This window comes from Sphingopyxis sp. RIFCSPHIGHO2_12_FULL_65_19, assembly GCF_001830555.1.
Lineage (GTDB): Bacteria > Pseudomonadota > Alphaproteobacteria > Sphingomonadales > Sphingomonadaceae > Sphingopyxis.
Genome location: NZ_MIAM01000017.1, coordinates 16852 through 39995 on the forward strand (window position 1 = coordinate 16852; position 23144 = coordinate 39995).

The 23144-nt window shown below is 66.0% G+C and carries 25 protein-coding genes; 11 read left to right on the plus strand and 14 right to left on the minus strand.

What is annotated here, in order from left to right; all coding sequences use genetic code 11:
* Positions 1 to 170: 170 nt before the first annotated feature.
* Both A3E77_RS05520 and A3E77_RS05525 read right to left on the minus strand, forming a co-directional pair.
* Positions 171 to 1091: a FecR family protein gene (locus A3E77_RS05520; protein ID WP_293643973.1), complete on the minus strand. Its 921-nt coding sequence runs from the start codon at positions 1089 to 1091 to the stop codon at positions 171 to 173.
* Positions 1088 to 1669, minus strand: coding sequence for an RNA polymerase sigma factor (locus A3E77_RS05525; protein WP_293643975.1), 582 nt, complete (start codon positions 1667 to 1669; stop codon positions 1088 to 1090). Before A3E77_RS05525 ends, A3E77_RS05520 begins: the two co-directional genes overlap by 4 nt.
* Before the next feature lie 376 nt (positions 1670 to 2045).
* Here A3E77_RS05525 and gntA point away from each other — a divergent pair, with 376 nt between their 5' ends.
* Positions 2046 to 2732, plus strand: a complete 687-nt coding sequence (gene gntA / locus A3E77_RS05530; protein WP_293643977.1) for a guanitoxin biosynthesis heme-dependent pre-guanitoxin N-hydroxylase GntA — start codon at positions 2046 to 2048, stop codon at positions 2730 to 2732.
* A gap of 15 nt (positions 2733 to 2747) precedes the next feature.
* Here gntA and A3E77_RS05535 read toward each other — a convergent pair whose 3' ends face one another.
* The gene (locus A3E77_RS05535) at positions 2748 to 2912 is read right to left on the minus strand and encodes a hypothetical protein (protein ID WP_293643979.1); all 165 of its coding nucleotides are present in this window, start codon (positions 2910 to 2912) and stop codon (positions 2748 to 2750) included.
* A 523-nt stretch (positions 2913 to 3435) separates the two neighbouring features.
* Here A3E77_RS05535 and A3E77_RS05540 point away from each other — a divergent pair.
* The gene (locus A3E77_RS05540) at positions 3436 to 5784 is read left to right on the plus strand and encodes a glycosyltransferase family 4 protein (protein WP_293643981.1); all 2349 of its coding nucleotides are present in this window, start codon (positions 3436 to 3438) and stop codon (positions 5782 to 5784) included.
* Positions 5738 to 7045 (plus strand): glycoside hydrolase family 130 protein, encoded by a 1308-nt coding sequence (locus A3E77_RS05545; protein WP_293643983.1) that lies wholly within the window; start codon positions 5738 to 5740, stop codon positions 7043 to 7045. Before A3E77_RS05540 ends, A3E77_RS05545 begins: the two co-directional genes overlap by 47 nt.
* A gap of 13 nt (positions 7046 to 7058) precedes the next feature.
* Here A3E77_RS05545 and A3E77_RS05550 read toward each other — a convergent pair whose 3' ends face one another.
* The 8 genes from A3E77_RS05550 to A3E77_RS05585 all read right to left on the minus strand — a co-directional run bounded on the left by A3E77_RS05550 (position 7059) and on the right by A3E77_RS05585 (position 15125).
* Entirely contained in the window at positions 7059 to 7319 is a 261-nt protein-coding gene (locus A3E77_RS05550) for a DUF6894 family protein (protein ID WP_054728047.1), read from the minus strand.
* A gap of 121 nt (positions 7320 to 7440) precedes the next feature.
* On the minus strand, positions 7441 to 8019 hold the full coding sequence (locus A3E77_RS05555) for a hemerythrin domain-containing protein (protein WP_062179292.1): 579 nt from the start codon (positions 8017 to 8019) through the stop codon (positions 7441 to 7443).
* Positions 8020 to 8039: 20 nt separating this feature from the next.
* On the minus strand, positions 8040 to 8795 hold the full coding sequence (locus tag A3E77_RS05560) for an SDR family oxidoreductase (protein ID WP_293643985.1): 756 nt from the start codon (positions 8793 to 8795) through the stop codon (positions 8040 to 8042).
* Positions 8792 to 9115, minus strand: a complete 324-nt coding sequence (locus A3E77_RS05565) for a hypothetical protein (protein WP_293643987.1) — start codon at positions 9113 to 9115, stop codon at positions 8792 to 8794. Before A3E77_RS05565 ends, A3E77_RS05560 begins: the two co-directional genes overlap by 4 nt.
* Positions 9116 to 9125: 10 nt before the next feature.
* Positions 9126 to 9413: a hypothetical protein gene (locus tag A3E77_RS05570; protein ID WP_293643989.1), complete on the minus strand. Its 288-nt coding sequence runs from the start codon at positions 9411 to 9413 to the stop codon at positions 9126 to 9128.
* 129 nt (positions 9414 to 9542) lie between these two features.
* Entirely contained in the window at positions 9543 to 11765 is a 2223-nt protein-coding gene (locus A3E77_RS05575; RefSeq protein WP_293643991.1) for a hypothetical protein, read from the minus strand.
* Entirely contained in the window at positions 11758 to 12876 is a 1119-nt protein-coding gene (locus tag A3E77_RS05580; RefSeq protein WP_293643993.1) for a glycoside hydrolase family 130 protein, read from the minus strand. Before A3E77_RS05580 ends, A3E77_RS05575 begins: the two co-directional genes overlap by 8 nt.
* A 26-nt stretch (positions 12877 to 12902) precedes the next feature.
* A complete protein-coding gene (locus A3E77_RS05585) occupies positions 12903 to 15125 on the minus strand; it encodes a catalase (protein ID WP_458574416.1) in 2223 nt (740 codons plus the stop codon).
* A 342-nt stretch (positions 15126 to 15467) separates the two neighbouring features.
* On the opposite strand from A3E77_RS05585, the gene A3E77_RS05590 reads away from it, so the two are divergent.
* From A3E77_RS05590 to A3E77_RS05625, 8 genes are all read left to right on the plus strand, one after another.
* On the plus strand, positions 15468 to 16217 hold the full coding sequence (locus tag A3E77_RS05590) for a Crp/Fnr family transcriptional regulator (RefSeq protein ID WP_293643995.1): 750 nt from the start codon (positions 15468 to 15470) through the stop codon (positions 16215 to 16217).
* Positions 16214 to 16411, plus strand: coding sequence for a hypothetical protein (locus A3E77_RS05595; RefSeq protein WP_293643997.1), 198 nt, complete (start codon positions 16214 to 16216; stop codon positions 16409 to 16411). Before A3E77_RS05590 ends, A3E77_RS05595 begins: the two co-directional genes overlap by 4 nt.
* A 200-nt stretch (positions 16412 to 16611) precedes the next feature.
* Positions 16612 to 17286 (plus strand): PRC-barrel domain-containing protein, encoded by a 675-nt coding sequence (locus A3E77_RS05600; RefSeq protein ID WP_366652612.1) that lies wholly within the window; start codon positions 16612 to 16614, stop codon positions 17284 to 17286.
* On the plus strand, positions 17267 to 17926 hold the full coding sequence (locus A3E77_RS05605) for a DUF6766 family protein (protein ID WP_293643999.1): 660 nt from the start codon (positions 17267 to 17269) through the stop codon (positions 17924 to 17926). The genes A3E77_RS05600 and A3E77_RS05605 overlap by 20 nt, the downstream gene beginning before the upstream one ends.
* A gap of 228 nt (positions 17927 to 18154) precedes the next feature.
* On the plus strand, positions 18155 to 18829 hold the full coding sequence (locus A3E77_RS05610) for an SRPBCC family protein (RefSeq protein WP_293644001.1): 675 nt from the start codon (positions 18155 to 18157) through the stop codon (positions 18827 to 18829).
* A 38-nt stretch (positions 18830 to 18867) separates the two neighbouring features.
* Positions 18868 to 20085, plus strand: a complete 1218-nt coding sequence (locus A3E77_RS05615; protein WP_293644003.1) for a zinc-dependent alcohol dehydrogenase — start codon at positions 18868 to 18870, stop codon at positions 20083 to 20085.
* Positions 20078 to 20860, plus strand: a complete 783-nt coding sequence (locus tag A3E77_RS05620; protein WP_293644005.1) for an SDR family NAD(P)-dependent oxidoreductase — start codon at positions 20078 to 20080, stop codon at positions 20858 to 20860. The genes A3E77_RS05615 and A3E77_RS05620 overlap by 8 nt, the downstream gene beginning before the upstream one ends.
* A 40-nt stretch (positions 20861 to 20900) precedes the next feature.
* Positions 20901 to 21236 (plus strand): hypothetical protein, encoded by a 336-nt coding sequence (locus A3E77_RS05625; protein WP_293644007.1) that lies wholly within the window; start codon positions 20901 to 20903, stop codon positions 21234 to 21236.
* 59 nt (positions 21237 to 21295) lie between these two features.
* Here the strand turns inward: A3E77_RS05625 and A3E77_RS05630 are convergent, their stop codons facing one another.
* The 3 genes from A3E77_RS05630 to A3E77_RS05640 all read right to left on the minus strand — a co-directional run bounded on the left by A3E77_RS05630 (position 21296) and on the right by A3E77_RS05640 (position 22843).
* Positions 21296 to 21874, minus strand: coding sequence for an urea carboxylase-associated family protein (locus A3E77_RS05630; protein WP_293644009.1), 579 nt, complete (start codon positions 21872 to 21874; stop codon positions 21296 to 21298).
* A 137-nt stretch (positions 21875 to 22011) separates the two neighbouring features.
* A complete protein-coding gene (locus A3E77_RS05635; protein WP_293644011.1) occupies positions 22012 to 22587 on the minus strand; it encodes a DUF4142 domain-containing protein in 576 nt (191 codons plus the stop codon).
* A 112-nt stretch (positions 22588 to 22699) separates the two neighbouring features.
* Positions 22700 to 22843, minus strand: coding sequence for a hypothetical protein (locus A3E77_RS05640; RefSeq protein WP_293644013.1), 144 nt, complete (start codon positions 22841 to 22843; stop codon positions 22700 to 22702).
* Positions 22844 to 23144: the final 301 nt, after the last annotated feature.

The following is a 23144-nucleotide window of genomic DNA, read 5'->3' on the forward strand; positions in this document are numbered from 1 at the left end:
GGCTGTGTCTGCGCCTGCGCGGCGGGAACCTGAATCGCGATTGCTGCGGTGCTCACCGAGAGCATCGCCGCCAGAAATTTGTACTTCATTCTACCTCCCCAAGCGGCCACCGATGACCGTCTGGGGGTGCAAAACACCGGAAAGGAGATTTCCCCCCTCTCCGATGGGAATTATTTTTTGCTGAGCGTGATCGCGTCCGATCCATCGGTCGCTTGGAGCCCCAATGCCGCGGCGAGCTTGCGGGCGAGGCTTGCGCCGTTGGTTACGTCAAAACGGCCTGTCACCGGGAGCGAGGTCAGGGCGGGATCCGCGAGGCGGATCGGTCTCGAGTTCACTTTATTCGCCGCTTCGATCACCGCGCCGAGCGGAAGTCCGTCGGCGGCAAGCATCGTCGTCGGTTCCGCTGTCGGCACCGGACTTGTCATCGCCGGGATGAGGCGTGGACCGCTTTCCGAGACTTCTGCACTCTCGCCGGGGACGAGGCGGACAGTCTTTGCCGTTCCGCCGAGGCGAACCTCCACCGAGCCGCGCACGAGTTTGACCTTGGGGGCGTTCGAACGCGCGTCGACCTCGAACACCGTGCCGAGGGCTTTCGTCTCGGAGATGCCGGCGACGACGATGAAAGGGCGGGCGCTGTCGTGCGCAACATCGAAGCGTGCGCGGCCGCCGTGCAAGCGGATACGGCGCTCGGTCTCGGAGAATTGCGGCTCGACCCAGGCACCGTCCATCAGGGTCACGGTGGAGCCATCGGCGAGACGAAGCTGGCGAGGCAGCATGGGACCAGCTGCTATCTGGGGCGTGTCGCTTTGCCGCGCCATGTGCCAAGCGAAGCCGAGGGCGATGCCGACCGCGGCGATCGTCGCGACGGCCCAGCGGAAACCGCCAGTCGATCTGCGTTCGGTCCGCGCCTTCGCATCGATACGGGCGCGCGATGCCGTACGAGCCACCGCGACATCATCCTCGGACATAGCAAAGGCCTCGGCATTGCCGGGCTTCGCATACCATTGCTCGAAGGCCTCGCGGTCGGCCTCGGACGGTGTTCCGCGCATCCGCACGGCCCATTCGGCCGCTTCGCGCTCGACGGACCTCACGATTGCGTGTCTCGCGCCTTGCGAATGGCCATCCGGGCTTTGACGAGATGATTTTCCACGGCTTTTTCGCTTATGCCTTTGATTCGTCCGATCTCGGAATAGCTGAGATCGTCGAAAGTTTGCATCAGGAATACATCCCGAGTGGTTGGATTCAGCCTTGCGATGGCGTCCTCGACGCGGCGCAGCGTGTCGCGGTGTTCGAGCGCGGCATGGGGATCGGGACCCGCGACGTCATGGTCCTCGAAACTATGGTGGGCGTGGGTCTGGTTGCGAGCCCCGGAACGAGCCCGGTTCTTGAGGATCGCTCGTGCGGCAGTCGCGACATAGGCCCGCGACGCCTGGAGGAGCCCTGTTCCCGTTCCCTTTGCGCTGAAGAGGCGGCGGAATGTCTCCTGCACGAGGTCGGGCACCTCTTGCGGCGGTACGCTGCGCCGGAAGATCGCGGTCACATAACGCCGTTCGGCCGCATAGATCGCTTCCGCGCGGCCGGCCGCGCCAGCGCCTTCCCAATCGCCCGGCGGCAGCGGATCGCCCGACGACAGCGCGCGCCGATTTGAGGGGTCGTCTTCGAAATCCATTTGCCATCGCCTACCGGTCGAGCCGAGAGGCGGGTGTGCCGGGAGGTAAGAACATATTCGGAAATATGCGCCGCCGCCTTTAGCCCGAGGGCCTGGACATACGCGTCGGCCACCCGGCAGCGGATGGGAATATCATAAGGCTTCCGAACGAGATTCTTACGTCTCGGCACCGTGCGCCTTCTTGCCCGATGCAGGGCAAGCATAGCTCGCCGTAGCGGCAGGGCAAGTCAGTGTCGCGCAACTTCGTCCAATATGAATCCATCTCCATGCCAGCCGCTTGAAGACAGCGTGCGCGCCGGCGAGGCGATGACGGCGGAATCGACGCAACCCAAGTTAACTTGCTGCAACCGCGGCAAGAGAGGTCGGTTTCAGCAGCATGCTACCACCAACCGACAACAGTTCTCATCCTCTGGCTCAACGCTTCCAGAACTTCATCCGTTCGGCGGATTTTCCGTGCGTCGGAGCGAAGTCGGCGCTGGCGCGAAGCCAGATCCGTTTCGTCGTCGGCCGCGACATGCGCTCGGCATGGGACGATTTGCGCATCTACCCCAATCTCCTCGATCTCGCCTGGAGTTATGCGCGTTCGCCGAGCCTCTTCCATTCGCTCGTGGTGATCTTCGAGGAGGATGGTGGGCTCGACGAGCAAGCGTTCGAGACATGCCTGTGGGAGCGTATCGACTCGCTGAGCCGGAAGGACGACTGGGCAGGCCAGCCGCCAGATCCACGCGTCAGTCACAGCCCCGATGATCCGCACTTCTCGCTGAGCTTCGGCGGCGAGGCCTTTTTCGTCGTCGGCCTCCACCCCCGAGCCAGCCGTCCCGCGCGCCGCTTCGAACGCCCCGCACTGGTGTTCAACCTCCACGACCAGTTCGAGAAACTGCGCGAAACCGAGGTCTATGAGACGATGCGCGGAAAGATCATCGCACGCGACATCGCCTTGGCCGGAAGCGCGAACCCCATGCTTGCCCGTCACGGCGACGTGTCGGAGGCACGGCAATATTCGGGGCGGGCTGTCGGACCGGATTGGCGGTGTCCCTTCTCCGGACGTGACGCGGCGCCCTGAGCGCCTCTGCGCAGCCTATTTTTCCTGGCGGCGCGGCGCCAGGTCGAAACTCTCCCCATCGCGAAGCGCGTGAAGCGTCGCGCCGTGAAGCGACACGATGCCGCCGGACGACGCGCCCGCCGCAGTGGAACGGCTCGCCCGCGACGCGTCGACGATCGTGACGCCGCCGCTTCCGATCACCTGCGCGGTGCCGGCCTCGACCCGGAGCGCGGTGTCCTCGTCGATCCCGATTCCGAGACAGTCGGGACGACGGCTGACCGCGCCGAGAAGCCGCGTTATAGACCGAGCGTTCGAGCACGCGCAGCTGGGCGGAACTCAATGCGCCGGCCTTGCAGGGGGCAGCGACCGGTTGCCGCGGTCGAGGGGCGCGGTTCGAGCCCGGGCGCGCGAAAAGATGGGGCCGGGAGGGGAGAGGGGGAAGCGCGGCATGCTTGTCCTTGGGTTGGGTCCTGCAGCTGCCAACGCGAGCGGCTGGGCCCGGTTGCCGGGGTTAACCTGGATCATGGCGATTGTTGCCGGCGGGTCGGCAACTGCACGCGCGGAGGCGCGTTGGGGAAGCAGGCGATGACGCATCTCCTGCCAGAGCGGGGCGCGCCCTTCGGGCTCGACCGTTCTCCTCTGAAACCCGTCTCGAGGGGAAGAAGGGCAAGGTCGATGCGCGCTCCTGTTCTTCATTCGGGGGGACCGGACAGAAGGCACAACGATGAAATTCGACAGCGAGACCAGCTTCCTTACCGCATTCGACAATGAAGAGAGCCGCCACGGCGGGCCCGTTGCCAGTATTGCCGCGCGCGCCCGGCGCCTCGCGCTCATCGGCTGTTTCCGGCCGCGCCAGTGCGGGATCGCGACCTTCACCGCCGACATTTACGACCATCTGACGACCGCGCGTCCCGACATGGCGATCGATGTCTATGCGATGGCAGCCAGGCCGGGCGATGCGAGCGATTCCGCAGCCGTTGCTGGCATCGATGAGAAAGATGCCGATGGATATCGCGCTGCCGCGGAGGCGATAAACGCAAGCGGTGCCGACGCGGTCTGGCTCCAGCATGAGTTCGGGATTTTCGGGGGTCCCGCAGGCAACATGGTGCTGGGGCTCGTCGACCGCGTTGCGGCGCCGCTGATCGTCACCTTCCATACCATCCTCGCCGAGCCGAGCGCCGACCAGCGGCGCGTGATGGAGAATCTCGTCGCGAAGGCGGCGAAGCTCGTCGTGATGAGCGCCTTCGGCCGCGAGACGCTGATCCGCGTCTATGGCGCGAAGGCAGAGCGCATCGAGCTCATCGAGCATGGCGCCCCCGACCGGGCCTTCGAGGTATGTTCGCCGCTTCGCGAGCGGCTCGGCCTTGCGGGCCGTCCGGTCGTGTCGACCTTCGGCCTCCTCGGCCCGGGCAAGGGGCTGGAAGCGGCCATCCGCGCGCTGCCGGCGATTGCCGCCCAATATCCCGACATTCTCTATCGGATCGTCGGCGCCACCCATCCCAATCTCGTCGCTGCCGAGGGCGAAGCCTATCGGCAGAGCCTTGCCGACCTCGCCGGGGAGCTCGGCGTCGCGGACAATATCGCCTGGGAGAACCGCTTTCTCGACCTGCCCGAACTCCTCGAACAGATCGAGCTATGCGATATCTATCTCGCGCCCTATCCCAATCTCGCGCAGATCACCTCGGGTACGCTCGCCTATGCGGTGGCGCTCGGCCGCGCGGTCGTATCGACGCCCTTCGTGCATGCGCGCGAACTGCTCGCCGACGACGTGGGCATCCTGCTCGGCGGGGCCGACAGCGACGCGATCGCCGAGGCGGTGTTGCTGTTGCTCGCGCACCCCGGCGAACGGCGCGCGCTCCAGGAGCGCGCCTATGCGCGCGGCCGGTCTACCGCCTGGCCGGTCATCGCGGCGCGCTTTGCATCGCTGATCGAAAACGTCGCGGCCGTGCCGGCGCGGCGCGAGCCGCGGCGGATGTTCCCCTCCTTCGCCGCGATCCGCGCGCTCTCGGACGATGTCGGCATATTGCAGCACGGGACGGGGCTCATTCCCGATCGGGATCACGGCTATTGCATCGACGACAATGCCCGCGCTTTAATGCTCGTCAATGCGAGCCCGTCGCTCGGCGAGGAGGAATATGGCCTGCTCTTCGCGCGCTACGCCGCCTTCCTTCACCATGGTTGGAACCCCGATCGCGGGCGCTTCCGCAACTTCATGGCCTATGACCGGCGCTGGCTCGAGGATGAAGGGTCCGAAGACAGCAACGGGCGCACGCTCTGGGCGCTCGGCCATGGCGCAGCGCACGCGCGCACGCCGGAACTCCGCGCCTGGTGCGCGGGACTATTTGCGCGCACCGCCCCCTTGGCGGCCGACCTCAAAAGTCCGCGCGCGATCGCGTTCGCACTTCTCGGAGCCGACGAACTCCTGGCGCGCGAGCCGGGGCATGCCGCGGCAGGCGCGATCGTCGAGCGCGGCGGCGCCTTCCTGCACGCGCTCTGGCGCAGCGCGCGGCGGAGCGGGTGGGAGTGGTTCGAACCCGCTCTCGCCTATGACAATGCGCGTCTCGCCGAGGCGCTCCTGCGCGCCGGGCGGCGGACGGATTCCGTTCCGATGGAAGAGGCCGGCATCGGGGCGCTCGACTGGCTCTGCGACATCCAGACGAGCAGCGAGGGGCATTTCCGTCCGATGGGTTGCGAAGGCTTCGGCGCCGAGGGCGAGCTTTTTCCGTTCGATCAACAGCCGCTCGAAGCCTGGGCGACGGTCGATGCCGCCGCGACCGCCTACCGCTTGACGGGCAAGCTGCGCTGGCATGACCGGGCCGAGCGGGCCTATGGCTGGTTTCTCGGCGCGAACGACCGCGGCGCGGTGATCGCGAGCTCGGCAACGGGGCGCTGCTGCGACGGGCTGACCCGTCACGGGGTCAATTCGAATGTCGGGGCCGAGTCCGCGCTGGCTTTTCACCTTGCGCACCGCGCGATGGCCGATACATTCTGGACGCGGGGGATAGCGAAGGACACCAGCGCCAGCGATGTTGATCTGCAATCCGAACCACACGCCGCTGCACATTCTTCATGACAAGCTTGCGGCCGACCCTGCGCGGGTCGTGCTCAGGCCCTTCCACCTCGCCTGGCAGTCCAATGTGTCCGAACCATCGCGGGCGGCGCAGCTCGCCGCCGACATATTGGCGATGGACGAGGAGGAGGCCGAGGCACAGCTCGGCCTCGTGTGGAAGGATTTTTCCGAGCGCCACTGGCAGATCGGGCGGATCTTCGACGAACGCTTCGCCGAGGTCGCGGAAGATCTGGAGCTCGATCCCGCCATCGTCTCGCCCGTCAAGCGGCGGCTGATCGGCGCCTATTTCTGCCACGAATATAGCTATGCCGCCGCCGCGCTCATGAACCCGAGCGTCGTCCCGCATCCCGACCAGAGCGGGCTTGCCGCCGACCAGCAACGCTTTCTCATGTCGATGCGCGCGGTGGGCGAGGGCCATATCAGCTCGGTCGCCTTCCGCGAGGGAATCATCGGCGAGGGCGGCGACTTCACGCTTTGGCCCCAGTCGGGACCCGCGATGGCGGCGGTTGCCGACGACCGCCATCGGCTTGGCGATGACGGCAAGGTGAATGTCCACCGTCAGCCCGACAGTGCGATCTCGAACAGCGTTCTTTTTCCGATGACCGAGGCGCAGCGCGGCGGCATCGAGGATCTGCGCCTCGTGCCCTTCGTCCACGACGATGGCCGCACCGAATATATCGGCACTTATACGGCCTATTCGGGGCAGGCGATCCGCTCGGAACTCCTGCGCACGACCGATTTCTCGGGATTCTCGCTCGAGCCTCTGTCGGGCCGCGCCGCGCGCCACAAGGGCATGGCGCTGTTTCCACGCAAGGTCGGCGGCCGCTATCTCATGATCGCGCGGCAGGACGGCAAGAACATCACCATCATCGCGTCGGACAGTCTCACCGACTGGGACGACGAGGGACAGATCCTCATGCGTCCCGCCTATGCGTGGGAGCTCATCCAGATGGGCAATTGCGGCAGCCCGATCGAATGCGACGAGGGCTGGATCCTTCTCACGCACGGCGTCGGTGCGATGCGCAAATACAGCCTTGGCGCGGCCTTGCTCGACCGCGACGATCCGACCAAACTCATCGCGCGCACCGAGTGCCCGATCCTATCGGCCGCCGAGAGCGACCGCGAGGGCTATGTGCCGAATGTGGTCTATACCTGCGGCGCGATGCGCGTCGGTGGGGACCTGTTCATCCCTTACGGTATATCGGACAGCGCGATCGGTTTTGCGACGACGCCGATCGAGCGGCTGCTCGCGAGCATGAGCTAGAAGCCCAGCCGGCTTATTTGAAGGGCGCGGGGCGCTCGATCTTCCGCCTGGCGTCGACCGACGCGACGAGCACCGCGCAGCAAAGGCAGCCATCCTCGTCGGTCACCTCGATCCGGAGCGTATCGACATCGTTGATGAGTTCGGGATTGTCGCCGAGGAGGTGCCCCGCATAGCGGGCCGCCTCGACCCGGGCTGCGGCCGTGTCGGGCAGATCGACGCCTTCATCGTCGAGCTCGCGCTGGCCGCTGCTGCTGTGGAAATAATAACGGGGCATCCAACTTCTCCCACCTTCGGCAACTCACAAGTCTGCCTAGGGTTTCGATCCGGCCACCGCCCCTTCGTCACTGCACCACGACACATGCCGATCGGGCGGGCCTCATGCCCGCCTATGGCGCTCAGGCGGCGGCAAATCCAGCCTTGTTCATCACTGCGGTCACATGTTTGTTGCCGTCGTCGCCGAGCGCAGCCCTGAGACGGGGGAAAAGGCGCTGTTCCTCTTCCTCGACATGCGCCTCGATCTGGCTGCGAAATTCGCGGACCTTGGCGATCCAGGCGGGGTCGGCGGCGTCCATTTCCGAGAGGTCGAAAAGATATTGCTTCACATAGCCATGGTCGTGAACGAGCTTGTCGGCGTCCTCGATCTGGCCATGGTCGCGCATCGCCGGATAGACGACATTCTCCTCTTCGAACGCATGTTTGGCGAGCGCGTGCTGGAGCTGGACGAGCAGCGCCTTTCGCTTTTTGACGTCGCTTTCGTCGGTCGCCTCGAGTGCGTCGAACAGCGTCATCGTCAACCGGTGTTCGGCCTTGAGGCCCTCGTCCCACTGTCCCTTGAGCGCGGTGAGGCTCTGCACCGCGGCCTTTCGGCCGAGGTTGGCGACGAGGCCGACGGCAAACCCCGCTGCGGCCGCACCGAGCAGGAAGGCCGGGTTGCCCAGCGGCTGGCGCGCGTTGGCGAAAATGTTGAGGGACATGGGAAGGCTCCTTCGGAAGGTCAGGGATGGTCGAGGCGGGTCTCGACGCGGATGAGCGATACCGCCGTGCGTCGCGGCTGAACGAGCATGAAGTGGGCCGCGACAGCGATGTCCTCGGCGCGAAGCATCTGATGCTTGCCGATCAGTTTCTTCTGCTTCTCGGGCGGGAATTCGGGATATTGGAAGTCGGCACCGGTAAACCCGGGCTCGATCAGTCCGACCTTGATATCCTGCTCCGCCAGCTCCTTGCGGAACGACTGGACGAAGCCCTGTATGCCGCTTTTCGCCGCGACGTAGATCGAGCTGCCCGGACCGCGCGACACCGCGGTCATCGATCCGATCACGATGATGTCGCTGCCCGCCGACATGCAGCGCGCCGCTTCCTGGGCGCAGACGAGATAGGCGGTGAAGTCGGTCTCGAGCTGGTAGCGCGCCTCACTCTCGCCTGCGTCGGCAAGCGCCGCCGCCGGGACGGCGGCGTTGATCACCGCGATGTCGATTTCGCCGAGAAAGTCTCGCGCTGCCTCGAAAAACCGGTCGACATCTTCCGCCATTGAAAGATCGACGTTGATCCCGTCGCCTTCGCCCACTTCGCGGATGCGCTGCAGCGCATCCTCCAGATGTTCGGGGGTACGGCCGCAGACGAACACCTTCACGCCGTAGCTTGCGAGGAGGACCGCGATCGCGCGGCCGATCCCGGTCGTGCCCCCGGTTATGATCGCCCGCCGGCCCTTGATGTCGGGGGCTTCGGTATGCGCGTCGGCTTCGTCGATCATGGCATTTCCTCGAAGGTCGCGGAGACGGGATCGCCTCTCGTTCGCGCTGTCGGCGCGGCGACGACCCAGTAGGGATTGTCATCGTCGGCCTTGAGCAGGCTGCAGAGCGGCGCGCCGTCGACGAACAGCCGTGCGGAGCGGCCTGCCGCTTCGCCGGCGGCGATATCGAGCGCGCTTGCGGGGCTCGCCGCCTCGAAGAGGAGGCGCTTCTGGAGGCCGAATTGATCCTCGTCATAGTGCAGCATGAGTGTCGGCTTGCGTGCGGGCGCCGGGCCGTTCGATGTTCCTGCCGCGACTTGGCCGGTGACGGGAGCGTTCATCGTCAGCCCCTCAGTAAGCCGGCGGATCGCTGCTAGGGAAGGATTCGTCGGCGGCCTGGTCGACGCGGTCCCACTCGCGCCGGACCTCGTCGCGCATGCCGTCCGGTCCCGCCGAGCGGGTCTGATCGAAATTTTCGGGATGCGTCTCGCCATCGGCGAAGGCGGCCGAATGGCCGTCGTCCTTCACATCGGCCGGCGCCTGCTTGCGCGTGAACCAGAACAGCGCCCCGAGGACGCCGATACCGAGAATTTTTCCGAACCCCGACGAACGGCGGGGCGCCGTCATTGCGTGTGCCATGTCTGTCTCCAGCTTGAGAGAAAATCCGGGAGGCTGAAAGGGCAACGGGGGGGCGGCCTCAAAGTTGCCGCGGCGCCGCACCGATTAACAAATGTTGCGCTGTTTGTACCGGCCTGCGTGGCGGACGCCTCAGTTCCAGCTGAGAAGGAGGCTGCCGTTCGCCGGAACGAGGAAATCGAGGCGGTCGCCGCTGTTCCCGTCGGGCCGGATCGCATCGCCGTCCGCCGCGGCGACGCGTATCGCGGGAAGCTCGCCCCGGCTCTTCCGGACGAAGCTGAGCCGGGCCGTGCAGCCTTCGCCGCCGTCGAGGCGAAGCGAGAGCCGCGCTGGCGCCATGCGCTCGAGGGCACGGACGAAATGATCGCAATAAAGGTCGAACGGCGCGCCGTCGACGCGGTGAAAGGCGCGGGTCGCGAAGATGAATGCGGCCCCGGCGCCATAGATTTCCTGCCCCACCTGGCCCGCGGGCTGACCGTCGGCATAAAGATCCTCGACCGGGAAGGAGAGGGTGGGGTCGATGCGCCCGTTACCGGGGCGCTGTTCGTCCGAGACGGCCTCGGCGGGCAGGGCGTCGGGATAATAATACCAGGCCCGATCGAGTGCATAGCGGCAATATTCCGAAATCAGCATGCGCGCCGCGGGCTCGAGATCCGGTCCGCTGTCGGCAAGATAATGTTCGAAAGCGGCGAAGCTGTCGAAACATTCGTAGATCGCCATATAGGGTGCGTCCTGCAGACAGGTGGCGCCCAGAAAGTTGCGGTGATGAACGGCGAGGCCGATCTCGCTTTCCCAGATCTCGGTGTGATGAAAGAAGCTCGCGAGATAGACATAGCTCTGCTCGCGGTAGACGTCGCGGCCGGTGACCCGCCACAATCTCATGCAGGCGGCAGCCCCCCAGGCGGTGAGGTTGGCCTGATAATTGATGTCGAATCCCAGACCGACCGCGGTGTCGATCGCGGCGCATGCCTCGTCGAGATACAGCTTCTCGTCGGTGAGCTCGAAAGCCTCGAGCATCACCCAGGCATAGATGCCGCCGACATCGGTCTGGCCGCGCCCGTCGGCTCCGGCGGTTTCGGTGATGACCGAGAAGTCGGCGATCTTGTACTGGATCGGCCATTTGTAAGCGAAATGCTGCGCTGCGCGGATCGCATAAGGAAGCGATCTCAGAAACAGCCGCCGCGCCTTCGGGTCGCCATCGAGCGCCAGTTTTCCGAGGTTCAGAAGCGGGTGGTAGAGATACCAGCTGTCGACGGCGTCGGCATCCTTGTCGTCACCGACATTGGGCAGATAGCGGCGCAGCGTCTCGAGCTTCCGGTCGTAGAATTTGCCGAGGCCGGCCTTGAATTCTTCCTCGAGGGGATGAACCTCGCCGCGCCATTTCCCCCAGTCGTGCAGCGCCTGCACGATCGACATCTGAACCATGGCGTCCGGATATTCGGCATCCGTATAAGGGTGCACGTACCGATGACCATAATGGCGCACGGTCGCCTCCGGCGCGGCGCCGAGATGCCGCGCCGTCCGCGCGGCCCTCTGCCGCCAGTCGCGATATTCGGTCGGCGGCAGGGACAGCGAGCGATAGACGGCGCCCAGCATCTGGAGAAATCGCCGCGCGCTGTCGCGCTCGTCTGCCGGAGAGCCGTCGCGGACGACGAGCCTCGCATCGCTCAGCGTATAAGTAATCCCGGGCGCCAGCGGCGCGGCTTCGTCGGCAGTGTGGAGTGTCTGGCCGGGAAGGCGGAAGCCCAGCCCCGGCCAGATGCCTCCCACCGCGGCATCCGGATTGGTGCCAGTCGCTTGGAAATAGGGATTGAGCGCGGTGAAATCCTGGAAATAGAAAAAGGTACCGAAGGCGGGGTCGGTAAGTTCGCCATAGAGGAGCCCGGCGTTGAGACCGCGTTGCACCGCCTCGACCGTGCCGCGGGTCCCCATCGGATCGTCCTGGGCGTCGAACGGAAAGAGATCGCGCGCTCCGGGCGGAAGGAGCAGCGGTGCCGAGGGGCGGAGTGTCGAGACAAGGCGGAGGCAGGGGAGCGGCCCGGGTCGCGCCTCAAGCGCGACCTCATGCGCGCCGATCGCACTTTCGACATGCACGCGGGCGAGCTCGCCGCCAGCGCGCTTGACGCGGCGGGCCTTCGCCGCGCCGGGCCACGAGGCCGCGCGCAGGGCGACGCCGCCGATGTCGGCGCGCCGGACGAACAGCCAGAGCGCTTCGCCGCCCGCAGCAAGTTCGACGGAGAGGTCGTCGATCCTCTGCGAGACGATCGGAGTAGCGGCCGCGAGCTCGCCGCGAACGCGAACGAGATCGGGCGTCAGCGGCGTGTCGCGGCGCGTCTCCACGCGCTGGTCAGTCACCGAAACAGGCCTTGGGGACATGGGTGATCCGACAGGCAAGATCGGCTTCCCCCGACGCGACGACATAATGATCGCCGCCATCGGCGATGCCCGTCGTGAAGACGACATCGCGTATATAGAGCTTGTCTTCGAGCGGACGCGTAAGCTCGGGGTTCGCCTCGAGGAGCGGCCGGTGATCGGTGCGGAGGACGACCGAGGGGTCGTCGAGATCGAGGAGCGACCAGTAGGTGCGGTAGATCCCGACGATCTCTTTCGGCTCGACCCCATGCCAGAGCGTGAGCCATCCCGCGTCGGTACGGATCGGCGGGGTGCCGCCGCCGATGCGCGCGGTCGCCACCGTGTCGGCATGCGGACGGATGCCGGGAGCCTCATGAGGCTTCCAGTGCAGCGCATCGGGCGAGGTCGCGAGGTTGATCGAGGGCCCCGCCCGCCACCTCGATCCCGGCGGATAGGCGAAATAGAGATCGCCGAGCGGCCGCGTCTGCGCCCAGTAGCGGCCGTCGATCAGGCCCTCGAAGATCAGCATGTCCTTGTTCTGATGATCGAGAACGATCCCCTCGAAGACCCAGTCGAGGCCGTTCGCCGAACTGTAGAGCGTCGTCGAGTGGCGCTCCGGGCTCACCGAACAGGTGGTCATCAACCAGCGCCTTCCGACCCGGCTGATGCGCGCGTCCTCGACGCCATAGCATTGGAAATCCGCGCCCGGATTGACAGCCTTGTCGTAATGGACGGCAACGATCTCGAGCCCGTCGGGCGTGAGCTCGACGGGAAGCAGCCACGAAAGCGAGGTTAGTGCCATGATCCGCCAGCTACCGCCGTGCACCATGAACTTTCTGGGATCCGACGTATCGCAAAGCTCGAGCGGCCAGATATCGACCTTGTAGCGCCCAGCCTCCCACCGGATCGAATGAACATGACCATCCTCGATCGGGGCCCGGAGCGCCTCGGCGACGCGCACCATCATCAGGAGATTGCCCGAGGCGAGGCGGAGCAGGCCCGGGTTGAAGGCCCCGAGCACATAGGTCTCGCGGCCGAGCTGACCCGCGAGCGGCGAGCGCGACAGATCGACATCGTCGGGGCCGAAGACCAGCCGATCGGTCGCGAATTGCATGAGTACCGCTCCTTCGCCCAGGCCGGTCAGCGAGCCGGCTTGGTAGCCGGTTTCGCTGCCGGAGCGGATACCGCCTTGCGCGATGCCGATGTCTCGGCCGCCTCCTTCGTTCCGCCTTTTGCGTCGAGGTCGACGCCGGCTTCACGCGGCCAGTGCCGAAGCGTTACGCAGGCATCGAGGAAGGCGGTGACATCGCCAGGTTTGGCCAGCGCGATGCAGGCCTCGTCGAGCTTGTCGGCGAGGCCGGCGGCCGCGAAGAGCGGCGCCGCTTCGGCGCCATGTCCGATAAATTTGCAATGCGCGAAGGCGTCGCTGACGAAGTCCTTGGCCGCCGCATCGCCTGCGAGCAGCGCCGCCCCATCGTCGCTCGGGAGAAGCGCGACCGCGTCGAACAGCACCGACGGCCCGCCGTCGATCTTGTGCCGGCCCGCGACGCTCGTGCCGTCCGAGAGCGTGATCCCGCCGATCTTCGGTGCAACGAGTTCCCAGACAGCGCCGGCGGCGTCGACCGCCTTGGTCAGCGCCTTGAAGAGCCGCGCATCCGCGCCGTCGGTCGCGAGGATTCCGAGCTTGCGTCCCGCGAAGCTGGCCGGGCCGTTGAGCAGGATACTGAGCGGCCGGGAAGGGGGAAGGTCGGCGAGCGGCTTTTTTGCGGCCTTGGCCGGCGCCGGAAGCGGCAGCCCTAGGCCATCGGCCACCGTGGCTGCGAGGCCGCGGTCGATATGGAGGAGATGCGATACGGTGCGGGCGCGAATGTCGGGGCGTTCGACCTTCGACAGCTCGAAAACAAGCGCGTCGCCGATATGCTTCTGCTCGATCGGGGTCTGGCTCACGAAGAATTGCCGCGCCTGGCTGTAGTGGTCGGCGAAGCTCTCGGGGCGGATGCGGCGCTTGGCGCCTTCGGCCTCTTCGGGGAAGCTCGCAAAGCCGCGCGCGGGATCCTCGCGCGGGCCGCCGTCCGTCGGTCCCCAGCTGTTCGGCTCGTAATTGGCGCGGCCGACGGGGTTTCGCATCGCCATATGACCATCCTGCTGGAAATGCGCCATCGGGCATTTCGGCGCATTGATCGGGATATGGGTGAAGTTCGGGCCGCCGAGCCTTTTGATCTGCGTGTCGAGATAGGAGAAATTGCGGCCCTGGAGCAGCGGATCGTTCGAGAAATCGATGCCCGGGACGATGTTCTGGGTGCAGAAGGCGACCTGCTCGGTCTCGGCGAAGAAATTGTCGACGACGCGGTCGAGAACGAGGCGGCCGACGGTGCGGATCGGCACCTGCTCCTCGGGGATGAGCTTGGTCGCATCGAGGACGTCGAATTCGAACTTGTCCGCGAAGGCGTCGTCGAACAGCTGAACGCCGAGTTCCCATTCGGGAAAGTCGCCGCTGTTGATCGCATCCCAAAGGTCGCGGCGATGGAAATCGGGGTCGGCGCCGTTGATCTTGACCGCCTCGTTCCACACCACAGACTGAAGGCCCTGCTTCGGCTTCCAGTGAAATTTGACGAAGGTCGATTTGCCGTTGGTGTCGACGAGGCGGAAGGTGTGGACGCCGAAGCCTTCCATCGTGCGGAAGGAGCGGGGGATTGCGCGGTCAGACATCACCCACATGATCATGTGGAAGCTCTCGGGCATCAGGCTCACGAAATCCCAGAAATTGTCGTGGGCCGATTGCGCCTGCGGGAAGGCTCGGTCGGGCTCGGGCTTCACCGAATGCACGAGGTCGGGGAATTTCATCGCATCATGGATGAAGAAGACCGGGATATTGTTGCCGACGAGATCCCAATTGCCTTCCTTGGTGTAGAGCTTGACCGCAAAGCCGCGCACGTCGCGTGCGAGGTCGAACGAGCCTTTCGAACCCGCGACGGTCGAGAAGCGCACGAAGGCGGGCGTGCGCTCGCCGACGCGCTGGAAGATGTCGGCGCGGCTGACGTCGGCGAGGCTGTCGGTGAGCTCGAAATAGCCGTGCGCGCCATAGCCGCGTGCATGAACGACGCGCTCGGGGATACGCTCATGGTCGAAATGGAAGATTTTCTCGCGGAAATGGAAATCCTCGAGCAGCGTCGGGCCGCGCGCGCCCTGCTTGAGGCTGTTCTGGTCGTCGGCGACCGGCACGCCGTGCTGGGTGGTGAGCGGCGCATGGCCGGCACTCCCTTGATGCGTCTCGCCGCCGCTACCGCGATCCTCGCCAAAGCTCTCTGCGATCGGAGCGTCCGCCGGAAAGACTGGCGCTTTTCGCACCGACTCGCCGCCCATGTCCTTGCCCGCGATCGCAGCGGCGCTCTGGCCGCGGCGAGGCTTGGGCTTCGCGGCGTCCGCGCGGGTGGAAGAGGGGGTGGTGGGGGATTTGGCCATGTCGGATCTCGCTTTGTCTGAGGGGCGCAGCAGGGAGGCGTAACGCGGTCGGCGGGCGTGCAAGCGCGCCCTCCGGACCCGGCGATGGAACGAGTTCGCGCTTTGAAAGTTGCTGCACCGGGTTTGTGATTAACCTCGATCATGACGATTCCGCTTCCCTTGTGAGGGGTTGCCGGGCTTTCGGAATTTTCGCAGTTGAGCAGGCCCGCTCACGCATTTCGGACGAAACAGGGAACGTCAGTGATGTTAACCGATCGCTTCTTGAGAGACCGTCGCGGGGTAAGCCTCGAACCCGGCGAGCGCGCGCGTCTCGAGGCCGCCATCAGCACTACAATGACGGTCGATGCCCGCAAGATCATCGCGCGCGCCGGCGAGCGGCTCGACCAGAGCACGCTCCTCGTCGAGGGCATCATGTCGCGCTACCTCGACGACCGGAACGGTCTCCGCCAGCTTGTCGCGATTCACCTGCCCGGCGACTTCGTCGACCTCCACGCCTACCCGCTGAAACACCTCGACCATGATGTCGGTACGATGACCCCGGCGACGATCGCGATCGTCCCGCATGTCGAGCTCGATGCGATCACCGAGGAAATGCCCGAGCTGACGCGCAAGCTCTGGTTTGCGACCTTGCTCGACGCCGCGATCCACCGCGCCTGGCTCTTCCGGCTCGGCCGCCTCGATGCCATCGGCCGCGTCGCGCATTTCTTCTGCGAGACCAATGTGCGTCTCCAGTCGGCGGGGCTGAGCGACGGGCGTCAGTTCACGCTCGGACTGACGCAGGCCGATGTCGCCGAGATCTGCGGCCTGACGACCGTGCATGTGAACCGGGTCGTACGCCATCTTCGCGAGGAAGGGCTTTGTACGTTCCGCAACGGCAAGGTCGAGATTCTCGATGCCGCGAAGCTGGCGCGGCGCGGCCAGTTCGATCCCGCCTATCTCTATATCGACGATCCCGCATCTCCGCCGCTCCCAGACCAGAGGCCCCGCCGATGACCGGTGATTTGTCTTCCCCCCAGCCGCCCGAGACGGAAGCGGGGGTCGCCACCGCGGAAGATGGCGTTGTCCTGCTCGATGGCCCCGACGGTGTCGCGGTGACGATGACCCCGGCGGCGGCGCGCAGTACCGGCGAAAGCCTTATCGAGGCGGCGAGGCGTGCGGAAGCACAGCTCGCGGCCAGGCGGTCCTGAAGGATCGCCTGATCGCGCCCGTACGGGGGCGACGGGGCCGTCGCCGATTTGGCGCCAGGGAGCCGACGCACAGCGCGCGGCGCCGATAAATGCATTGATCGATGTTGCATCGCCGCCGTCCGGGGGAACGCAGTGATACGGCGGCGGGTTCTGCCCGGGAGCGGCGCCAGCGGGTGCCGCCGACCGAGGAGAAGCCGCACGTGGAAGAGGCCGCCGGACTGATTGCGCCTGCCGCGACGATGATCGCGGCGATGATGACGGCAGCCAATCTCGGCGCGCGCGTGACCGGCTCGGGCTTCGTCGTGTTCACTTTGGGCTCGCTCGCCTGGTCGGTCGTCGGGTTCACATCGGGCCAGACCAATCTTCTTGCGACGAACCTGTTCCTGACGCTCGTCAATCTCGTCGGAATATGGCGATGGCTCGGCCGCCAGCGCGGCTATGAGGATGGCGCGCGGCGTGCCGCGAAGCGAAGCCGGATCGCGGCCTCGCCCTCGCTCTTCGCCGCGAGTGCGCTAGGCGGTCGTCCGGTGAGCGATATCCGCGGCGAAGTTGTCGGCCAGGCGGTCGATGCGATGATCGAATGCGAAAGCGGATGCCTCTCTTATGTCGTCGTCGCGAGCGGCGGGCTCGGCGGCATCGACGAGACGCTGCGCGCGGTACCGGCGGCGATGCTCGACTGTCATGCCGACGGGCTCGTGCTGCTGATGAGCGCGGCGGAGTATGAGAAGCGCGATACGCTCGACGGCGCCGCCTGGCCTGCGCGGCCCCCACGCGGACAGGTAGCCACGGAGGCGTCGCTCGCCCCCGCGGCGGCGGCGGGCGAGGGGCCGCGGGGCGCCGGAAAGGAAGTGGCCCATGACGCGGCTCAAGGATGATAATGGTCTCACCATCGTGCTGCTGCTGCTGTTCGCAGCGTCGATCGTCGGCCACTGGCTACCGGGGTGGCACGTCGCGCTCGCGGACGCTGCGCGGCACCATCAGCCCGGTCTCTCGCTCTGGGCCTATGGCGGCAGTCCGCAATTCCTGTCCTCGGTGTTCGAAAACTGGGAGAGCGAGTTTCTCCAGATGTCGGCCTATGTCGTGCTGACGGCGATGCTCGTTCAGCGTGGCTCGTCGGAATCGCGGGGTCCCGACGCGCCGCTACGCGACGCCGATCTTGCCGCGCAGGCGCGCAAGCCCGGTGCCCCTGCGGTGCTGCGCAAGGGTCGTCTCGCGCGCGCTCTCTATGCTCGGTCGCTGGGGCTGGTGCTCGCGATGCTGTTTCTTGCCTCCTTCATCCTCCACTGGACGCAGAGCGCGCGCGCGGCCGCCGAGGACGCGCGCGAGCATGGCGAAATCGCCCTTTCCACCTTCGCCTATCTCGGCGACCCCGGCCTCTGGTTCGAATCCTTCCAGAATTGGCAGAGCGAATTTCTGTCGACCGCCGTTCTGGTGCTCTTGTCGATCTTCCTTCGTCAGAAAGAGTCGCCCGAATCGAAGCCCGTCGCCGCTCCGCACGCGGAGACGGGATCGTGACGGCGAATGGCCGAGCGAACCGGCGTGGGCGTTACGGCCCCGCTGCCCCGGTGCCTGTCTCGCTGGGCGCTCGGAGCGCCGATTTAATCCTCGAACCGCGGAACGATCGCAGCGGACGGGCGTCAGTCGTTCATCGCCCCGAAGTCGGGGCCGCTTCCCCCGACCGGCGCCGGCCCCGCCGACGCTCCCCAGATGACGCCCGGCCTTTGCCCGGGCGGGAGATGATCCATGTCCAGATCCAAGAATGACCTTCCCGATCCGCTGATTCTCGCCGCCGCTGGCGCGGGCATCGCCGTGCTCGCAACCGGCGCGGCGCTCTGGCAGCGCCGTCGGCACCGCGAGAGCCGAGGGCAGGAAGAAACAATCGCGACCGACGCGCCGCATTGGACGCTCGACAAAACCTCCTCCCGCGCGTTGTTCGGCAAGTCGGTGTTGATCAATCGCCCCCGCGCCGAGCTCTACGCGGCATGGATGCCCGAACGCTTTCCCGAGTTCATGGAGAATGTGGTCGCGGTCGACGACCTCGGCGAAGATGTCTCGCAGTGGACGATCAAGGCGCCCGCCGGGCGCGAGGTGACACTGGTCAACCGCATCACCGAGCGCGTCGAGGACACATCGATCTACTGGCAAAGTACGCCGGCCTCCGACATCGCGAACAGCGGCGAGGTGCGCTTCACCGACGCGCCGGCGGGGCGAGGCACCTATGTCAGCCTGATCCTCGCCTATGACCCGCCCGCCGGGAAGGTCGGGCGCCTCGCCGCCAAGCTCCTTCAGCGCGAGCCCGAAGTGCAGGCGCGGCGCGACCTTCACCGTTTCAAGCAGCTCATGGAAACCGGCGAAGTGACGACCAATGCCTCGCCCTCCGCGCGAGGCGCCGAGAGCCCTGCCGAGCCGCACATCTGAACGCCGAACCGCAGCACAATCACATCAAGGAGAAGGCCATGCGCGCCGTTACCTGGCAGGGACGCCACAAGATCAGTGTCGAAACCGTTCCCGATCCCGAAATCGTCAACCCGCGCGATGCGATCATCCGCGTGACCTCGACCGCGATCTGCGGCTCGGACCTTCATCTTTACGACGGCTATATTCCGGGCATGCGCGCGGGCGATATCGTCGGCCACGAATTCATGGGTGAAGTGGTCGAGACCGGCGCATCCTCGACGCTGCATCGGGGCCAGCGCGTCGTCGTGCCTTTCACGATCAGCTGCGGGCAATGCTTCTTCTGCGAGAAGCAGCAATATAGCGCCTGCGACAACAGCAACCCGTCCGAGACGCGCGATGCATCCGAGCTGATGATGGGTCATGCGATGGGCGGGGCGTTCGGATATGCGCATCTCACCGGCGGCTACGCCGGCGGGCAGGCCGAATATGTCCGCATTCCCTATTCGGATGTCGGGCCGGTGGTCATTCCCGACGGCCTTGCCGACGACGACGTGCTCTTCCTCTCGGATATCTTGCCGACGGGTTGGCAGGCGGCGGTCAACGCCGACATCGAGCCCGGCGACACCGTCGCGGTCTGGGGCTGCGGCCCTGTCGGCCTGTTCACGATCCAGTCGGCGCTGCTGCTTGGCGCCGGGCGCGTGATCGCAATCGATCACTTTCCGACGCGCCTCGCGCTCGCAAAGAAATATGGTGCAGAGATCCTCGACTATACGAAGGTCGATGTTCGCGAGGCGCTCGCCGAAATGACCGGCGGCATCGGGCCTGACGCCTGCATCGACTGCGTCGGCATGGAAAGCCACGGGTTCACGGTCGACAACATCCTCGACCAGGTGAAGGTCAAGCTGCTCTCGTCCACCGAGCGCATCCACGCCTTGCGCCAGGCGATCCTTGCGTGCCGCAAGGGCGGCCGCCTTTCGATTCCCGGGGTTTACGGCGGTTTCGCCGACAAATTCCCGCTGGGCCAGCTCATGGAGAAGGGCCTCACCGTCAAGAGCGGTCAGACGCATGTCCAGCGCTATTCGGGCGAGCTTCTCGACATGATCCAGGCCGGCAAGTTCGACACCGTCTCGCTCATCTCGCATCACGCATCGCTCGAGGACGCCGCCGACATGTACCGGCACTGGCACGACGAGCAGGACCTCTACACGAAGATCGTGCTCAAGCCCGGCCTCGCAAAGGGGGCCGTGTCGGCCCTGCAGGAGATGGAACATGCCTGATCGCAAACTCGCTGTCGTCACCGGCGCCTCGAGCGGCATCGGCCGAGAGATCGCCCTACTCGCGGCGAAGGATGGTTACGACCTCATCGTCGCGGCCGACGAGCCGCTCGTCGATGCTGCCGCAGGTCTTCTTGCAAAGGGCGTCGAGGTTGAGACGGTCGAAGCCGATCTGGCGACCCCAGCCGGCGTCGAACGCCTTCTCGCCGCTGCGGGCGGCAGGCCGATCGACATTCTCGTCGCGAACGCAGGTCACGGCCTCGGTCGCGGTTTTCTAGACCAGCCCGTCGACGCGTGGCGTCACGTCATCGACACCAATATCACCGGCACGCTGCTGCTGCTCCAGCCGGTCCTGAAGGCGATGGTCGCGCGCGGCGAAGGCAAGGTACTGATCACCGGCTCGATCGCCGGTCATCTCGCCGGCTCTTTTCAGGCGGTGTATAACGGCACCAAGGCCTTCGTCGACAGTTTCGCCGCGGCGATCGGCAACGAATTGAAGGACAGCGGCGTCACCATCACCTGTCTCAAACCCGGCGCGACCGAGACGCGCTTTTTCGAGCGGGCCGGCATGCTCGACACGAAGGTCGGGCAATCAGAAAAGGACGATCCCGCCGATGTGGCGAAAACCGGATGGGATGCGCTCCTCGCGGGGGAGCATGCGGTCGTTCACGGGTTCAAGAACAAGGCGCAGGTCCTCGCATCGGGCGTTCTCAGCGAAGCGGCGACAGCCGAGATGCACCGGAAGCAAGCCGAGCCGGGGTCGGGAAAGCAAGGCTGATCTGGCCGATCCGGCCTCATTTGGTGAAGAGGAGACGATCATGATCAATCGCAATGGCAGCAGGGGTGGGGGCTCCGCCGGCGACGGGTCGCTGCCGCAAGAGCCCGTGGAACGCCGGGAGAATGTCGGGACGACCGCGCCCGACCGCTATCCCGCCGGGGAGCGCGAGGCCGGCGACGTATCGGGCGCCGCCAACCGCGGCCATCGGCGCAGCACCGGCAGCGGTCCGGTCAGCGGAAGCGGTGCGGGTGCCGGCGGCAAGGGCAATGCCGAGGATTATGACAGCGACCCGCAAGGCGGCGGCGGGCGCGCCGCCGAACCCGATACGCCCCCGCCCGGCAAGGGGGCGGACGCGCCGGTTGGCGGGAGCCGTTAGGCCCTCGCGGCGGTCGGGCGGCGCGGCGCAATCGCTGTGGAAGCGCTGTACCCGCCGGTTCACTCGATCCGGTAGTCAATCGGCTTGAAGCTGCCGCCGCAGCTGTCGTAGGCCGAGCAGGCGGTGAGCCCGACGATCAGGTCGTCGAGCGCGCGAAGCCGGATGAAGTCGCCGGCCTTCGTCGTCGGCGGAAGGACGCGGATCTTGCCGTCGCTGCCGACCGGCACATTCATGAACAGGTTGAACGCGACGGGAATGGCGTCGGCAGCAATCCCATATGGCTCGAGCGCTTCGGCAAGATTGCCGAAGCAGCCGCGATGAACGGGCTTGTCGGCGTAGAAATGGCGAAACGTCGCCTCGCTGCATGGCGTCAGCAGGAAATCATGCACCCCGCAGCTGTCCTCGACGATCTCGAGCAATGCGTTTGAACGGTTCGACCACAGGCGGTTGCCGGTCGTCAGCCGGATCGTCTCTTCATAGTCGAACGTTCGCCCGTTCGAGATCGCTTCGCGGGGATCGGCCGCACGAAACGCAAGAAGGTCGCCGACCTGGCCGCCCTCGGGGTCGGTCACGCAGAGAATCTTGTCCTTGGGAAGCGTGAAGGCAACGCCACTACGGGGCGCGATCCGGTCGTTCATGGGAACTCCTGTACTGAAAGGGTGCGGCGGCTGGCGGCAAGGATGCGGTGCGGCGGTTCCCGGGAGGACGAGGGGCAGCAAGCGAAAGCCGCCGCGCATGGCGCGCGGCGGCTTCATGACACTGCTCCTGGCCTCTGTCAGGGTGCCAGCTTGCCGAGTTCGGCGCGGTGCGCCTCCACCACCGGAACGATCTCGGCCGCCGCCTGCTTGAGCTGGACTGCCTCGCCCGAGGCGGCATAGCCCTGATGAAGTGCCAGCGCCGAACCATGCGCGGTTTTCTGATGATCGAGATAGATTTTGTCGATCGCTGCGGCATCGGCCGCCTTGATGTCGGCAAGCATCTTCTCCTGGTCAGGTGCGAGCTTGGGTGCCGGCGCCTCGACCCCGGCGCTCGCGGCTGCCGCCTTCACTTTCGCGGTCGATTTGCCGTGGTTGTCGATCATCATCTCGGCAAAGGCCCTGACCTTTTCATCTTTCGATTTGGCGAGCAGGGCTTTCGACGATTCGATCTCCCAAAGGTCACCGGCGCCCGCCTGGGCAACATAGTCTGCGGTGCTAACGGCTGCCGCCGGCGTTGCGGCGGCCGGAGCGGGCTCCGGTGCCATAGCGGCGGTGTCGGCAGACGCGGCGGCTTGCTCCTCGTCGCGCGTATCGGGTCCGCCGCATCCCGCGACGATCGCGGCGATCGCCGCGGCTCCAATCCATGTCTTCATCTTATCTCTCCTCAAACCATTTTCTGCGCGTCGGCTGGGCGGCGCTTTTCCGCATGCAAGACCGGGCCGCGGCGCGCGCGGCCCGGTCTTTCACCCGGGAAGCGGGAGGGGCTCAGCCGCGCTGTTTGCCCTGGTCCTTGCTTCCGGACTGCTTGCCGGCGCCCGACTGGCTTTTGCCGTCGTCCTGCTGCTGCTGACCGCCCTTGCCGGACGAGCTGCCCTGCTGCTTGCCGTCTTTCTTATCATTTTGTGCCATGACGCATCCTTTCTCCTGATCCCGATCGGATCGAACAGGAAACCCCGCGCCTGTCCGGCTTGTTGCGTGAAAGAGGAGCCGGGTTGATCGAAGTTATACGCTTTTGGCGTGCGGCAACGGTCCGGGACGCCGTGCGTGTTCCGGCCGCCTTTCGCGATGGCGCGGCCGCGTGGCGGTGGGGCGAGGCGGGCAGGCGCGTTCGGCGCTTCGCCGGACTTATCATGCGTGCGGGAGGGCGGCGGCGCGGCGCCGGTGCGGCCAAAAAGGGCCCGGCGCGCGGCGCGGCTCGCAGTCGCCTGAC

Excerpts from the sequence above, each read along its gene's own strand:
- A3E77_RS05525 (WP_293643975.1), bottom strand. The coding sequence starts at position 1,669 with ATGGATTTCGAAGACGACCCCTCAAATCGGCGCGCGCTGTCGTCGGGC.
- gntA (WP_293643977.1), top strand. The coding sequence starts at position 2,046 with ATGCTACCACCAACCGACAACAGTTCTCATCCTCTGGCTCAACGCTTC.
- A3E77_RS05540 (WP_293643981.1), top strand. The coding sequence starts at position 3,436 with ATGAAATTCGACAGCGAGACCAGCTTCCTTACCGCATTCGACAATGAA.
- A3E77_RS05545 (WP_293643983.1), top strand. The coding sequence starts at position 5,738 with ATGTTGATCTGCAATCCGAACCACACGCCGCTGCACATTCTTCATGAC.
- A3E77_RS05550 (WP_054728047.1), bottom strand. The coding sequence starts at position 7,319 with ATGCCCCGTTATTATTTCCACAGCAGCAGCGGCCAGCGCGAGCTCGAC.
- A3E77_RS05555 (WP_062179292.1), bottom strand. The coding sequence starts at position 8,019 with ATGTCCCTCAACATTTTCGCCAACGCGCGCCAGCCGCTGGGCAACCCG.
- A3E77_RS05560 (WP_293643985.1), bottom strand. The coding sequence starts at position 8,795 with ATGATCGACGAAGCCGACGCGCATACCGAAGCCCCCGACATCAAGGGC.
- A3E77_RS05565 (WP_293643987.1), bottom strand. The coding sequence starts at position 9,115 with ATGAACGCTCCCGTCACCGGCCAAGTCGCGGCAGGAACATCGAACGGC.
- A3E77_RS05570 (WP_293643989.1), bottom strand. The coding sequence starts at position 9,413 with ATGGCACACGCAATGACGGCGCCCCGCCGTTCGTCGGGGTTCGGAAAA.
- A3E77_RS05580 (WP_293643993.1), bottom strand. The coding sequence starts at position 12,876 with ATGCAATTCGCGACCGATCGGCTGGTCTTCGGCCCCGACGATGTCGAT.
- A3E77_RS05585 (WP_458574416.1), bottom strand. The coding sequence starts at position 15,125 with ATGGGCGGCGAGTCGGTGCGAAAAGCGCCAGTCTTTCCGGCGGACGCT.
- A3E77_RS05590 (WP_293643995.1), top strand. The coding sequence starts at position 15,468 with ATGTTAACCGATCGCTTCTTGAGAGACCGTCGCGGGGTAAGCCTCGAA.
- A3E77_RS05595 (WP_293643997.1), top strand. The coding sequence starts at position 16,214 with ATGACCGGTGATTTGTCTTCCCCCCAGCCGCCCGAGACGGAAGCGGGG.
- A3E77_RS05605 (WP_293643999.1), top strand. The coding sequence starts at position 17,267 with ATGACGCGGCTCAAGGATGATAATGGTCTCACCATCGTGCTGCTGCTG.
- A3E77_RS05610 (WP_293644001.1), top strand. The coding sequence starts at position 18,155 with ATGTCCAGATCCAAGAATGACCTTCCCGATCCGCTGATTCTCGCCGCC.
- A3E77_RS05615 (WP_293644003.1), top strand. The coding sequence starts at position 18,868 with ATGCGCGCCGTTACCTGGCAGGGACGCCACAAGATCAGTGTCGAAACC.
- A3E77_RS05620 (WP_293644005.1), top strand. The coding sequence starts at position 20,078 with ATGCCTGATCGCAAACTCGCTGTCGTCACCGGCGCCTCGAGCGGCATC.
- A3E77_RS05625 (WP_293644007.1), top strand. The coding sequence starts at position 20,901 with ATGATCAATCGCAATGGCAGCAGGGGTGGGGGCTCCGCCGGCGACGGG.
- A3E77_RS05630 (WP_293644009.1), bottom strand. The coding sequence starts at position 21,874 with ATGAACGACCGGATCGCGCCCCGTAGTGGCGTTGCCTTCACGCTTCCC.
- A3E77_RS05635 (WP_293644011.1), bottom strand. The coding sequence starts at position 22,587 with ATGAAGACATGGATTGGAGCCGCGGCGATCGCCGCGATCGTCGCGGGA.
- A3E77_RS05640 (WP_293644013.1), bottom strand. The coding sequence starts at position 22,843 with ATGGCACAAAATGATAAGAAAGACGGCAAGCAGCAGGGCAGCTCGTCC.